8 protein-coding genes, 1 pseudogene and 1 riboswitch are annotated in these 13,289 nt (G+C 71.4%); of the genes and pseudogenes, 5 read left to right on the forward strand and 4 right to left on the reverse strand.

Annotated features, from left to right (window positions below; translation table 11 throughout):
* Positions 1-16: 16 nt before the first annotated feature.
* A complete protein-coding gene (locus tag ACFWVP_RS17975) occupies positions 17-694 on the reverse strand; it encodes a response regulator (RefSeq protein WP_384497698.1) in 678 nt (225 codons plus the stop codon).
* Positions 691-2,367, reverse strand: coding sequence for an ATP-binding protein (locus ACFWVP_RS17980; protein WP_384497700.1), 1,677 nt, complete (start codon positions 2,365-2,367; stop codon positions 691-693). Before ACFWVP_RS17980 ends, ACFWVP_RS17975 begins: the two co-directional genes overlap by 4 nt.
* Positions 2,368-2,621: 254 nt before the next feature.
* Between ACFWVP_RS17980 and ACFWVP_RS17985 the strand changes: the two genes are divergently transcribed.
* Positions 2,622-3,641, forward strand: coding sequence for a LacI family DNA-binding transcriptional regulator (locus ACFWVP_RS17985; protein WP_384497702.1), 1,020 nt, complete (start codon positions 2,622-2,624; stop codon positions 3,639-3,641).
* A 6-nt stretch (positions 3,642-3,647) separates the two neighbouring features.
* On the opposite strand, the gene ACFWVP_RS17990 is transcribed toward ACFWVP_RS17985, so the two are convergent.
* Positions 3,648-4,979 carry a citrate/2-methylcitrate synthase gene (locus ACFWVP_RS17990; RefSeq protein WP_384497704.1) on the reverse strand — a complete coding sequence of 444 codons (1,332 nt, stop codon included), beginning with the start codon at positions 4,977-4,979 and terminating at the stop codon, positions 3,648-3,650.
* 130 nt (positions 4,980-5,109) lie between these two features.
* On the opposite strand from ACFWVP_RS17990, the gene ACFWVP_RS17995 reads away from it, so the two are divergent.
* Both ACFWVP_RS17995 and ACFWVP_RS18000 read left to right on the forward strand, forming a co-directional pair.
* Positions 5,110-6,273 (forward strand): citrate synthase, encoded by a 1,164-nt coding sequence (locus ACFWVP_RS17995; RefSeq protein WP_384497705.1) that lies wholly within the window; start codon positions 5,110-5,112, stop codon positions 6,271-6,273.
* 22 nt (positions 6,274-6,295) lie between these two features.
* Positions 6,296-7,414, forward strand: coding sequence for a CobW family GTP-binding protein (locus tag ACFWVP_RS18000; protein WP_384497707.1), 1,119 nt, complete (start codon positions 6,296-6,298; stop codon positions 7,412-7,414).
* A 44-nt stretch (positions 7,415-7,458) separates the two neighbouring features.
* Here ACFWVP_RS18000 and ACFWVP_RS18005 read toward each other — a convergent pair.
* A pseudogene (locus ACFWVP_RS18005) lies at positions 7,459-9,906 on the reverse strand (DNA topoisomerase (ATP-hydrolyzing) subunit A); the annotation flags it as partial.
* 246 nt (positions 9,907-10,152) lie between these two features.
* Here ACFWVP_RS18005 and ACFWVP_RS18010 point away from each other — a divergent pair.
* On the forward strand, positions 10,153-11,508 hold the full coding sequence (locus ACFWVP_RS18010) for a M16 family metallopeptidase (RefSeq protein ID WP_384497709.1): 1,356 nt from the start codon (positions 10,153-10,155) through the stop codon (positions 11,506-11,508).
* 26 nt (positions 11,509-11,534) lie between these two features.
* Complete coding sequence (locus ACFWVP_RS18015; RefSeq protein WP_384497883.1) at positions 11,535-12,917, forward strand: M16 family metallopeptidase; 1,383 nt, start codon at positions 11,535-11,537, stop codon at positions 12,915-12,917.
* 192 nt (positions 12,918-13,109) lie between these two features.
* A riboswitch (cyclic di-AMP (ydaO/yuaA leader) is annotated at positions 13,110-13,278 on the forward strand.
* The last annotated feature ends 11 nt before the right edge of the window (positions 13,279-13,289 follow it).

Here is a 13,289-nt window from a genome sequence, read left to right on the forward strand (position 1 = left end):
CGGCAGGGCGCCGGCGTCAGGAGTCCGCGGCCCAGGTGTACCGGTGTTCCGGGCGGCCCGTCTCGCCGTACCGCAGGGACAGTCGTACCCGGCCGGTGCGTTCCAGCAGCTTCAGGTAGCGCTGGGCGGTCTGCCTGCTCATCCCCGCGCTCTCCGCGATCTCCTGCGCGGAGAGCGGCCCGCCGGCGGTGCGCAGGGCCTGGCGGACCAGTTCCGCGGTCGTGGGCGAATGGCCCTTGGGCAGATCGGCCCCCTCCGTCGCCCACAGGCCGCCGAACAACCGGTCCACCTGCGTCTGCTCGGCCTCGCCGCCGCCCTCGAAGGTGCGGCGCAGCGCCGCGTACGCCTCCAGCTTGGTACGCAGCCCCGCGTACGCGAACGGCTTCACCAGGTACTGCAGCGCACCGTGGCGCATCGCGGCCTGCACCGTCGCGACATCGCGTGCCGCCGTCACCATGATCACGTCGGTGTGGTGTCCGAGCGCGCGCAGCTCGCGCACCACGGCCAGACCGTTGCGGTCCGGCAGGTAGTGGTCGAGGAGGATCAGGTCGATCGGCACCTCGCCGATCCGGGTGAGGGCCTCCGTGGCGGAGTGGGCCAGGGCGGCCACCCGGAATCCGGGCACCTTCGCGACGTAGGCCGCGTTGATCTGTGCGACCCGGACGTCGTCGTCCACCACCAGGACCTGGATCACGGGGAGTCTCCTGTTGTCGCCGGTTGTACGCGTGCCGACGGGTCGCCGTCCGGTCCCGGTCCGCCCAGCGCTTCGGGGAGGACGACGGTGAACACCGCCCCGCCGTCGGGCGAGTCCGACACGGACACGCTGCCGCCCTGACGTTCCGCGAGCCGCCGTACGAGTGGCAGCCCCAGGCCGCGCTTGCCGTGGGTGGGGAGGTCCTTGGTGGACCAGCCCTCCATGAAGATCGACTCAAGGCGGCCGGACGGCACGCCCGGACCGCTGTCGCGCACGCGCAGCACCACGGTACGGCCTTCGGCCCGCAGCCCGACCTCGATCCGGGCGTCCGTGGATCCCGCCGCCGCGTCCAGGGCGTTGTCCACCAGGTTGCCGACGACCGTGACGAGGCCGCGTGGGTCCACCAACCGGTCCGGCAGCAGTGTCCCGGGCGCCATGCGCAGGGAGACGCCCCGTTCCGCGGCCACCGTCGCCTTGCCGACCAGGAGGGCGGCCAGCAGCGGGTCGTGGACCTTCTCGGTGACCTGCTCGGCGGTGGCCCGGTGGACGCCGACGACCTCCGTGACGAACTCCATCGCGTCCTCGTGCATCTCCAGCTCCAGCAGTCCCAGGAGGGTGTGCAGCCGGTTCGCGTGCTCGTGGTCCTGGGCGCGGAGCGCGTCGATCAGGCCGCGGGTGGAGTCGAGCTCGCGGCCGAGGTACTCCAGCTCGGTACGGTCGCGCAGGGTGGCCACGGCCCCGCCGTCGTCGGTGGGCATCCGGTTGACGAGCAGCACACGGCTCCCGCTGACCGCCACGAGGTCGTCCCCGACGACCCGTCCTGCCAGTACGTCGGCGGTCCTGCCCGCCCCCAGGGCCTCGTCGAGCGGCCGGCCGGCGGCGTCGGGCCCGAGGCCGAGCAGGCGCTGCGCCTCGTCGTTCAGGAGCCGGACGCGCCCCGCGCGGTCGAGCGCGACGACGCCCTCACGGATGCTGTGCAGCATGGCCTCGCGCTCCGTGAGCAGGGCCGAGATGTCGGAGAACGCCAGATCGTGGGTCTGCCGCTGGAGGCGGCGGGAGATGAGATAGGCGGCCAGCGCCCCCACGGCCAGCGCCCCGCCCGCGTAGGCCAGCAGCCCGGGGATCGTCGCGAGGAGCCTGGCGCGGACGCTGTCGTACGCGATCCCGACGGACACGGCGCCCACGATCCGGTCCGAACCGTCACGCAGTGGCACCTTGCCGCGGGCCGAGCGTCCGAGGGTGCCGTTGTCGATCTCCATCACGGACCTGCCCGCGAGCGCGGTACTTGGGTCGGTGGACACGACCTGGCCGATCCGGGCGGCGTCCGTGTGGGACCAGCGCACGCCACGCCTGTCCATGATCACCACGTACTCCGCGCCGGTGGAGCGCCTGATCCGCTCGGCCACGGTCTGGACGGGGCCGCCGGGGGCCGGTTCGGTGGTGAGCAGCGACACGGCGATCTGCTGCTGGGCCGCCGTGCTCTGCGCGATCGCCAGGGCCCGGCGCATCGCCTGGTCGTCGAGCTGGGCGCTGAGCGGCGCCAGGAAGAGGCCGGTGGCCAGCACCGTGACGCCGGTGATGATGGCCAGCTGCATCAGCAGGACCTGGGAGAAGACCCGCTTCGGCCAGCCGAGCCGGCGCAAGACCCGCGGGGTGGTCGGTGGGGCGCTCATCGTACGAACGGTAAGGGGCGATCCGGCGTTCCTGAAAATTCCCGCCCGATGATCTCCGTAGCCGCGGTCGCCTCCGCGGGAGTCCCGGGGGCCGCCTCCGCGAAGGGCGCGGAGCAGGACCGGCAGGCCCGGGGTGGGACCGCAGCCATTCGTACACGGCCGGACCCCTTGCCTCCGGCCCTTCCGTCTGTGAGCGTTGCGAGGGTTCGCCTGCAACGCAATCATCTTGCGTTATTTGCGCTAATCTTGCGTTCATGACGCGACGACTTGCTCAAGTTGCCAAGAAGGTAGGAGTCAGCGAGGCCACGGTCAGCCGGGTGCTGAACGGCAAGCCGGGCGTCTCCGACGCCACTCGGCAGTCCGTCCTCTCCGCGCTCGACGTCCTCGGCTACGAGCGTCCCACGCAGTTGCGTGGCGAGCGGGCGAGGCTGGTCGGGCTGGTCCTCCCCGAGCTGCAGAACCCGATCTTCCCGGCGTTCGCCGAAGTGGTCGGCGGCGCGCTCGCCCAGCAGGGGCTGACCCCGGTGCTGTGTACGCAGACCAAGGGCGGGGTCTCCGAGGCCGACTACGTCGAACTCCTCCTCCAGCAGCAGGTCTCCGGGGTCGTGTTCGCGGGCGGGCTCTACCACCAGGCCGACGCCCCGCACGACCACTACAAGGTGCTCGCCGACCGCAGGATCCCGGTCGTCCTGATCAACGCGGCCATCGCGCACCTCGGGTTCCCGGGCGTCTCGTGCGACGACTCGGTCGCCGTCGAACAGGCCTGGCGCCACCTCGTCTCGCTCGGACACGAACGGATCGGCCTGGTCCTCGGCCCGTCCGACCACGTGCCCTCGCAGCGCAAGCTCGCCGCCGCCCGGGCGCTCGCGGAGGAGTCCGGTACCACCGTGCCCGACGAGTGGGTGGCCCGGGCGATGTTCTCGCTGGAGGGCGGGCAGGCCGCCGCCATGCGGCTGCTCGACCAGGGGGTCACCGGCATCATCTGCGCCAGTGACCCGCTCGCCCTGGGCGCCGTGCGCGCGGCACGCCGCCGCGGGCTGTCCGTGCCCGCCGACGTCTCGGTCGTCGGCTACGACGACTCGGCGTTCATGAACTGCACCGAGCCTCCGCTGACCACCGTGCGCCAGCCCATCGAGGCCATGGGCCGGGCCGCGGTCGAGCTGCTCTCGGTACAGATCGGGGGGCGTACGGTGCCGTCCGACGAGCTCCTGTTCGAACCGGAACTGGTCGTGCGCGGTTCGACGGCCCAACCGCCCCGCGAAAATTCCCGCTGATTGTAGCTAAATTGCAGGATCGGCCCCTGGCGGGCTGGGCAGTGGCTGCGGCGGGCGCGGACCCGTGTACTGGCCGCTGGGCCGCATCCGCAGGGGCTGTTCCGCGTACTCCTCCAGCGCGTGGGCGATCCAGCCGGCTGTGCGGGACACCGCGAACACCGTCTCGCCGGCCTCCGCGGGCATGCCGCACGCGACCGAGAGGACGGCCAGCGCGAGGTCGACATTGGCGTGCAAGGGGGTGTGCCGGGCAGTGGTGGCGACCACGTCACGGGCCGCCTCCAGTGCCGGTGCCGCCCTCGGTAGGTCCGCGAGCAGGGCGAACAGCAGCCGGGCCCGTGGATCCTCGCCCGTGTAGAGACGGTGCCCCAGCCCCGGCACCCGGCGGCCGGTACGGAGGTGGTCCGCGACGACCGGGGCCGCGGCGCCCCGCTCCAGCACCTCGGACAGCATCCGGTGCGCCAGGCCGCTCGCGGCGCCGTGCAACGGCCCCTCCAGGACGCCCAGCCCGGCGGAGACCACCGCGTACGGATGCGCGTGGGCGGACGCGGCGACGCGTGCCGCCAGTGTCGAGGCCGCCAGATCGTGATCGGCCAGTAGCGCCAGGGCGGTGTCGAGCACGGTCAGCGCCGCCGCGTCGACCGGCCGGCCCGAGAGCCTCGGCCACAGCCTGCGGGCCAGCCGGTCGCCGTCACCGGCCTCCTCGCCCCTCACCGGCAGGGCACCCACCAGGGTGGGGATCAGGCCGCGTGCGCTGCTCAGCACGCCCCGGGGGGAGAGGTCGAACCGCAGTGGATCGGCGGCGGCGGCAGCGGCGACGGCCACCCGCAGCCGGTCCGTCGGGCCGCTGTGCGCCGGCAGGGCCGCGACCGTCCGCCGTGCGGCCGTGAGCGATTCGGCGGGCGCCCGGAAGTGGACGTCCGGGCGCAGCTCACCCGTCCAGATCCACTCGGCGACCTCCTCGTAGCCGTGGTGGCGGGCCAGTTCCGTCGCATCGACACCGCGGAAGTAGTACCGGTCGTGCTCGATGAGCGTGATGCCGGTACGGAAGGTCAGGTCACCGGCCGCGGGGGAGTGCTCCCGGCGCCCGGTGTGCCGCGCCAGCGCTTCGACCTCGGCGGCGTCGAACATGCTGCCGCGCCCGCCCGGAGCGCGCCTGCTGCTGAGCTGCCCTCTGCTCACGTACGCGTACACGGTCTCGGGCTTCACACCGAGCAGCCCGGCCGTCTCCCGGGTCGTCAGCCTGCGTACCTCCCCGGCGGTCCCGGATTCGGGCCCCGATCCCGATGTCGATTTCACGTGTCCCGTACCGGCCCCGTGCGGCGCCGCGTCGTGCGTCATGCCCTCACCGTATCCATGTCGACCCGTATCCATCCTGGTTGCACATTGATTCAATCAATATTGAAATGCATGAAGTCAATCATGGACTGTTGAATCAATATTCGACTCATGGTTGAGGGAGAGACCGGCAATGCCTGCTCCGAGCACCGAAACCGCCCCGCTCGACGTGCCTCGCGGCCTCGCCGGTGTGATCGTGACCGACACCGCCCTCGGCGACGTCCTTGGGCGCGAGGGCTTCTACCACTACCGGCACTACTCGGCGATCGAGCTGGCGCAGCGGCGCAGCTTCGAAGACGTCTGGTACCTGATGTTCCACGGCGAGCTCCCCGGCCGGGCCGCGAGCGCCGACTTCGCGGCCCGTACGGCACGCCTGCGCCACCTGCCCGCCGAGGTGCGGGATGCGCTGCCCGGCATCGCCCGGGCGGGCGTCGTCTCCGGCCCGCTGGCCGGACTGCGCACCGCGCTGTCGCTGCTCGGGGCCTCAGCCGGATTCCGCCCCGTCTACGACATCGACGCCGACCGCCGCCGCGACGACGCGCTCGCCCTCTGCGCCGCCGTACCCACCCTGCTGACCGCCCTGCACCGGCTCGGCCGGGGTCTCGAACCGGTCGAACCGCGTGACGACCTGCCCTTCGCCGCGAACTACCTCCACATGCTCACCGGCGAGGAACCGGACGCCGCCCGGGCCGGGGCCGTCGAGCAGTACCTCATCTCCACCGTCGACCACGGCTTCAACGCCTCGACGTTCACCGCCAGGGTGGTCGCCTCCACCGGCGCCGACACGGCGGCCTGCCTGGTGGCCGCGGTCGGCGCGCTGTCCGGCCCGCTGCACGGCGGAGCGCCCAGCAGGGCCCTGGACACCCTGGACGCGATCGGGACCCCGGACCGCATCGACGGCTGGATCCGCGAACAGGTCCTCGCCGGTGGCCGGATCATGGGTTTCGGCCACCCCGTCTACCGCACCGAGGACCCGCGCTCACGCATGCTGCGCTCGATCGCCCAGGGCTTCGGCGGCCCGCTCGTCGACTTCGCCGTCGAGGTGGAACGCCAGGTGGAGGCCATCCTCGCCGAGCTCAAGCCGGGGCGTGAGCTGCACACCAACGTGGAGTTCTACGCCGGGGTCGTCATGGAGCTGTGCGGTCTGCCGCGCGAGATGTTCACCCCCACCTTCTGTGCGGCGCGGGTGGTCGGCTGGAGCGCCAATATCCTTGAGCAGGCGGAGGACTCGAAGATCATCCGCCCGGCGGCCCGCTATGTAGGGACCCCGCCGCCGCACCCCGTACCGGCACCCTGACCGACCCCGAGGAAGGCCCCCGTTGACACCGCCCCGCACCCCGCAGATCCCGGTCGTCGTCCTGGCGGGGTTCCTGGGATCCGGCAAGACGACCCTGCTCAACCATCTGCTGCGCAATCGCGCGGGCAACCGGATCGGGGTGATCGTCAACGACTTCGGGTCCATCGAGATCGACGCCATGACCGTGGCGGGGCAGGTCGGCTCGACGGTCTCCCTGGGTAACGGCTGCCTGTGCTGCGCCGTCGACGCGAGCGAGCTCGACACCTTCCTGGAGACCCTGACCAGGCCGGCCGCCCGCCTCGACGTGATCGTCATCGAGGCGAGCGGCCTCGCCGAGCCCCAGGAACTCGTACGGATGCTGCTGGCCAGCGACAATCCGCGCATCCGGTACGGGGGACTGGTCGAGGTCGTCGACGCCGCCGAATTCATGACCACGCGGGAGCGCCACCCCGAGATCGACCGCCACCTCACGGTCGCCGACCTCGTCGTGCTGAACAAGACGGACCGGGTGGCGGAATCGGATCTGGACGCCGTCCGGGAGGCCGTGGCGGCGTCCGGGGGGCGGGCGGCGGTCATCGGCGCCGCGTACGGGCGGATCGACCCGGAGCTGCTCTTCGATCCGGCTCTCGGGGCGGACGAGGACGACTCCGTCCGCCAGCTGACCTTCGAGGACCTGCTCCGCGAGACGGAGGACGATCACGGCAGCCACCTGCACACGGCGTACGAGAGCGTCTCCTTCACCGCCGACGTGCCGATGAACCCCCGCCGCCTCATGGCGTTCCTCGACTCCAGGCCCGAAGGCCTCTACCGCATCAAGGGCTTCGCCGACTTCGGCGCGGCCGACCGGGGCAACCGCTACACCGTGCACGCCGTCGGCAGATTCCTGCGCTTCGTCCCGCAGCCGTGGGCGCGGGACGAACCACGGCTCACGCAACTGGTGCTGATCGGCTCCGGCATCGACGCCGAGGCGCTGCACAAGGAGCTCGCGGACTGCCGGGAAACACCGCAGGACGCCCCCGAGGCGCTGGAGCGCGCCATGTGGGGCGTCCTGCGGTACGTACAACAGCCGGAGGAACAACAGCCGGGAGAGCAGCCGGACGAGTATCCGGAGCGACAGCCGGCCGCCGACGAGGCCGTGTGACGATCGGGCAACGACAGGGCAGGGCCGGGCCCCGGACCGTGTGACGGCGGGCCGGCGATCACCGCGACCGGTCCGATCAGCGGCGTCCCCGAACCGTCGCGACGCGGATCCGGGGCCGGCAGCTCCGCCGGCGCGCCGTTCTTCTGCGCGGCCCGGGCCGGGACACCGCCCGCCCAGGCGAACACCAGGACGTCCTCCCCCTTGAGGAAGCGCTGACAGCGCACCCCGCCGGTGGCCCTGCCCTTGCGCGGGTACTGGTCGAACGGGGTGAGCTTCGAGGTCAGCTCCGAATCGTAAAGCGTGCCGTGCGACCCGGCCACCGTGAACACCACGGCGTCCACCGCCGGATCCACCGCCGTGAACGAGAGCACCGTGGCCCCCGCCGTGAGCTTGACGCCCGCCATGCCGCCCGCCGGACGGCCCTGCGGACGCACCTGCGCCGCCGGATAGCGCAGCAGCTGGGCGTCGGACGTGATGAAGACCAGGTCCTCCTCGCCCGTACGCAGCTCCGTCGCGCCGACGATGCGGTCACCTTCCCTGAGGGTGATGACCTCCAACTCGTCCTTGTTCGCCGGATAGTCGGGCACCACGCGCTTCACCACCCCCTGCAGGGTGCCGATGGCCAGCCCCGGCGACTCCTCGTCCAGCGTGGTCAGACAGACCAGCTCCTCGTCGGTCTCCAGCGTGAGGAACTCCGAGACCTGCGCCCCTCCCGAGAGATTGGGAGCCGCGTGGGTGTCCGGCAGCTGCGGGAGGTCGATCACCGACAGCCGCAGCAGCCGCCCGGTGGACGTCACCGCGCCCACGTCACCGCGCGCCGTCGCGGGGACGGCCGAGACGATCACGTCGTGCTTGGTGCGCTTGGCGTCCTCGGCCGCGACGATCGGGTCGGCGTTGGCCGTACGGGCCAGCAGGCCCGTCGAGGAGAGGAGCACCTGGCACGGGTCGTCCGCGACCTCCAGCGGCACGGAGGCCACCTGCGAACCGGCCGACTCCAGCAGCACCGTGCGCCGGTCGGTGCCGAACTTCTTCGCGACCGCGGCCAGTTCGGCGGAGACGAGCTTGCGCAGCTCCGCGTCCGAGTCCAGGATCGCCGTCAGCTCGGCGATCTCCTCGGCGAGCCGGTCGCGCTCGCCCTCCAGCTCGATCCGGTCGAACCGGGTGAGCCTGCGCAGCGGCGTGTCCAGGATGTACTGCGTCTGGATCTCACTCAGCGAGAAGCGCTCCATCAGGCGCTCCTTCGCCTGCGCCGAGTTGTCGCTGTCCCGGATGAGACGGATGACCTCGTCGATGTCGAGCAGGGCGACGAGGAGGCCCTCGACCAGGTGCAGCCGGTCGCGGCGCTTGGTCCTGCGGAACTCGCTGCGCCGGCGCACGACCTCGAAACGGTGGTCGAGGTAGACCTCCAGGAGCTCCTTGAGCCCCAGGGTGAGCGGCTGCCCGTCGACCAGTGCCACGTTGTTGATGCCGAAGGTCTCCTCCATCGGCGTCAGCTTGTAGAGCTGCTCCAGCACGGCCTCCGGCACGAAGCCGTTCTTGATCTCGATCACCAGACGCAGTCCGTGCGCCCGGTCCGTGAGGTCCTTGACGTCCGCGATGCCCTGGAGCTTCTTCGACCCGACGAGGTCCTTGATCTTGGCGATCACCTTCTCCGGGCCGACGCTGAAGGGGAGTTCCGTCACGACGAGACCCTTGCGGCGGGCCGTGACGTTCTCTATGGCGACGGTGGCACGGATCTTGAACGTGCCACGCCCGGACGCGTACGCGTCCTTGATGCCGCCGAGACCGACGATCCGCCCGCCGGTGGGCAGGTCGGGACCGGGGACGAAGCGCATCAGGGTCTCGAGGTCGGCGGCCGGATGCCTGATGAGATGGCGGGCGGCCGCGATCACCTCTCCCAGGTTGTGCGGGGGCATGTTGGTCGCCATGCCGACGGCGATCCCGGACGCGCCGTTGACCAGGAGGTTCGGGTACGCCGCGGGGAGGACGACCGGTTCCCGCTCCTGGCCGTCGTAGTTCGACTGGTAGTCGACGGTGTCCTCGTCGATGGACTCCGTCATCAGTGACGTGGCGTCGGCCATCCGGCACTCGGTGTACCGCATGGCGGCCGGCGGGTCGTCGTTGCCGAGCGAGCCGAAGTTGCCGTGACCGTCGACGAGGGGCAGACGCATCGAGAACGGCTGTGCCATGCGCACCAGTGCGTCATAGATCGACGCGTCACCGTGCGGGTGCAACTTGCCCATCACTTCGCCGACGACGCGGGCGCACTTCACGTAGCCGCGGTCGGGGCGCAGCCCCATCTCGTTCATCTGGGACACGATGCGGCGGTGCACGGGCTTCATGCCGTCGCGGGCGTCGGGCAGAGCGCGGGAGTAGATCACCGAGTACGCGTACTCGAGGAAGGAGCCCTGCATTTCGTCGACGACGTCGATGTCGAGGATCTTCTCCTCGAAGTCGTCCGGCGGCGGGGTTTTCGTGCTGCGGCGGGCCATCGCGGCTGCGACTCCTTCACAGATTCTGTCGGGCAACCTCAGGTTCTGACGCCGACCATTGTGGACCGCCGTACCGACAACGCCGACCTCGACCCGTCCGAAGTGGTCTCCAGGGCCTCCCCGGAGCCCCTGTTTACGGCAGCATCTACGACAACATGCACGGAACGGGAACTTCGCCAGGTGCCCGTGCGCTTGCTTACAGTGGCAGGTCCGGCAGGAAATCCTGTATCGATCGAAGGGACGTACATGCCCATGGGTCACACGGCCACAGCCCAGGCCGGTTCCGGCGGCTTGACGGCGACCGAGCACCGCTTGGCCAACGGCCTGCGCGTGGTGCTCTCCGAGGACCATCTGACCCCGGTCGCCGCGGTCTGCCTCTGGTACGACGTCGGTTCCCGCCACGAGGTCGAGGGCCGTACCGGCCTCGCCCACCTCTTCGAGCACCTGATGTTCCAGGGCTCCGGCCAGGTCAAGGGGAACGGCCACTTCGAGCTGGTGCAGGGGGCCGGGGGCTCCCTCAACGGCACCACCAGCTTCGAGCGCACCAACTACTTCGAGACGATGCCCACGCACCAGCTGGAGCTGGCCCTGTGGCTCGAGGCCGACCGGATGGGCTCCCTGCTCGCCGCGCTCGACGAGGAGTCCATGGAGAACCAGCGCGACGTCGTGAAGAACGAGCGCCGCCAGCGGTACGACAACGTCCCGTACGGCACGGCGTTCGAGAAGCTCACGGCCCTCGCGTACCCGGAGGGCCACCCGTACCACCACACGCCGATCGGGTCGATGGCCGACCTGGACGCCGCCACGCTGGACGACGCGCAGGCGTTCTTCCGCACGTACTACGCGCCGAACAACGCGGTGCTCTCCGTGGTCGGGGACATCGACCCGGAGCAGACGCTCGCCTGGATCGAGAAGTACTTCGGTTCGATCCCCTCCCACGACGGCAAGCAGCCGCCGCGCGACGGCACGCTGCCCGGCACCATCGGTGAGCAGCTGCGCGAAGTGGTCCACGAGGAGGTCCCCGCGCGCGCCCTGATGGCCGCCTACCGGCTGCCGCACGACGGCACCCGTGAGTGCGACGCCGCGGACCTGGCGCTGACCGTGCTGGGCGGCGGCGAGTCGTCCCGCCTGCACAACCGCCTGGTCCGCCGCGACCGTACGGCGGTGGCCGCCGGGTTCGGGCTGCTCCGGCTCTCCGGAGCGCCCTCGCTGGGCTGGCTGGACGTCAAGACGTCCGGTGGCGTCGAGGTGCCGCAGATCGAGGCGGCCGTCGACGAGGAGCTCGCCCGGTTCGCCGCCGAGGGCCCCACGCCCGAGGAAATGGAACGGGCGCAGGCCCAGTTGGAGCGGGAGTGGCTGGACCGGCTCGGTACGGTCGCGGGCCGCGCCGACGAACTGTGCCGGTACGCCGTCCTGTTCGGTGACCCGCAGCTCGCCCTGACCGCGGTGGGACGGGTGCTCGACGTCACCGCGCAGGAGGTCCAGGAGGCCGCCCGGGCGCATCTGCGTCCCGACAACCGTGCCGTCCTGGTGTACGAGCCGGTCGACGCAGACGCCGACGAGTCGGACGGCACCGACGCGCCCGAGGGGGCCGACAAGTGAGCGACGCCGCCGTGACTGGAGTAGCGATGGAGTACCACCCGCAGCCGACCGCAGGCGAGGCCAGGCCCTGGGCCTTCCCCGCACCCGACCGCGGCGCCCTGCCCAACGGCCTGACCGTGCTGCGCTGCCACCGCCCCGGCCAGCAGGTCGTCGCCGTGGAGATCTTCCTGGACGCGCCCCTGGACACCGAGCCCGAGGGCCTGGACGGCGTTGCCACGATCATGGCGCGTGCGCTGTCCGAGGGCACGGACAAGCGCTCCGCGGAGGAGTTCGCCGCCGAGCTGGAGCGCTGCGGCGCCACCCTCGACGCGTCCGCCGACCACCCCGGGATCCGTGTCTCCCTGGAGGTCCCGGTCTCCCGGCTGGCCAAGGCGCTCGGCCTGGTCGCCGAGGCGCTGCGGGCACCCGCCTTCTCCGAGAGCGAGGTGGAGCGCCTGGTCGGGAACCGTCTCGACGAGATCCCGCACGAGCAGGCCAACCCGGCCCGGCGCGCGGCCAAGCAGCTCTCCAAGGAGCTCTTCCCCGCGACGGCGCGGATGTCTCGCCCGCGCCAGGGGACCGAGGAGACGGTGCGCCGCATCGACGCCGCGGCCGTACGCGCCTTCTACGACGCGCATGTCCGCCCGTCCACCGCGACGGCCGTGATCGTCGGTGACCTCACCGGGGTCGACCTGGACGCGCTGCTCGCCGACACCGTCGGTGACTGGTCGGGCAACGCCGCCGTGTCCCGCCCGGTACCGCCCATCACCGCGGACGACACCGGCCGTGTGGTCATCGTCGACCGCCCGGGAGCCGTCCAGACCCAGCTGCTGATCGGCCGGATCGGCGCCGACCGGCACGACAGCGTGTGGCCCGCCCAGGTCCTCGGCACGTACTGCCTGGGAGGCACGCTCACCTCCCGGCTGGACCGAGTGCTGCGCGAGGAGAAGGGCTACACCTACGGGGTCCGCGCGTTCGGTCAGGTGCTGCGCTCGACCGCACCCGGATCGGCCTCCGGGGCGACCGGTGCCGCGATGCTCGCCATCAGCGGTTCCGTGGACACGGAGTCCACCGGACCCGCGCTGGACGACCTCTGGAAGGTCCTGCGCACCCTGGCGGCCGAGGGGCTCACGGACGCCGAGCGCGAGACCGCCGTGCAGAACCTCGTGGGCGTCGCTCCGCTGAAGTTCGAGACGGCCGCCTCCGTCGCCGGCACCCTGGCCGACCAGATGGAGCAGCACCTCCCGGACGACTACCAGGCCCAGCTGTACGCCCGCCTGGCCGAGACCGGCACGGTGGAGGCCACCGCCGCGGTGGTCAACGCGTTCCCCGTCGACCGGCTGGTCACCGTCCTCGTCGGGGACGCCGCACAGATCGCGGACCCCGTCAGGGCGCTCGGGATCGGTGAGGTGTCGGTCGTCAGCGGCTGACGTATCGGAGCAATCCGGACCCCGGCGAGGACGTTCTCGCCGGGGTCCTCCCGTTTGTCCGTGTTCGCGATGAATGTCGCCCCATCTTCTGTGGGATGTGCGACAAAAGGCCTGATCCGTTTGGCGTCGGAAAGCCGTCCGGCCTAGCGTCGGGCCGGCTGTCCGCCAGACATATGCCGCGTCCGCGGCGCCGGACAGTCATCGCCGAGTCCCCGTCAGGCGCGAGCCTGGGGAGCCGGGGACCCACGAAGTCCCTGGGGTGAATCGGATGCCTGCGTCCCCGCACGGGGCGGAGGAGTCCGTAGGAGACCTTCCTGCTCCGAACCCGTCAGCTAACCCGGTAGGCGAGAAGGAAGGAAAGGATCAGCCCCT

Source organism: Streptomyces sp. NPDC058637 (assembly GCF_042717325.1).
Taxonomy (GTDB): domain Bacteria; phylum Actinomycetota; class Actinomycetes; order Streptomycetales; family Streptomycetaceae; genus Streptomyces.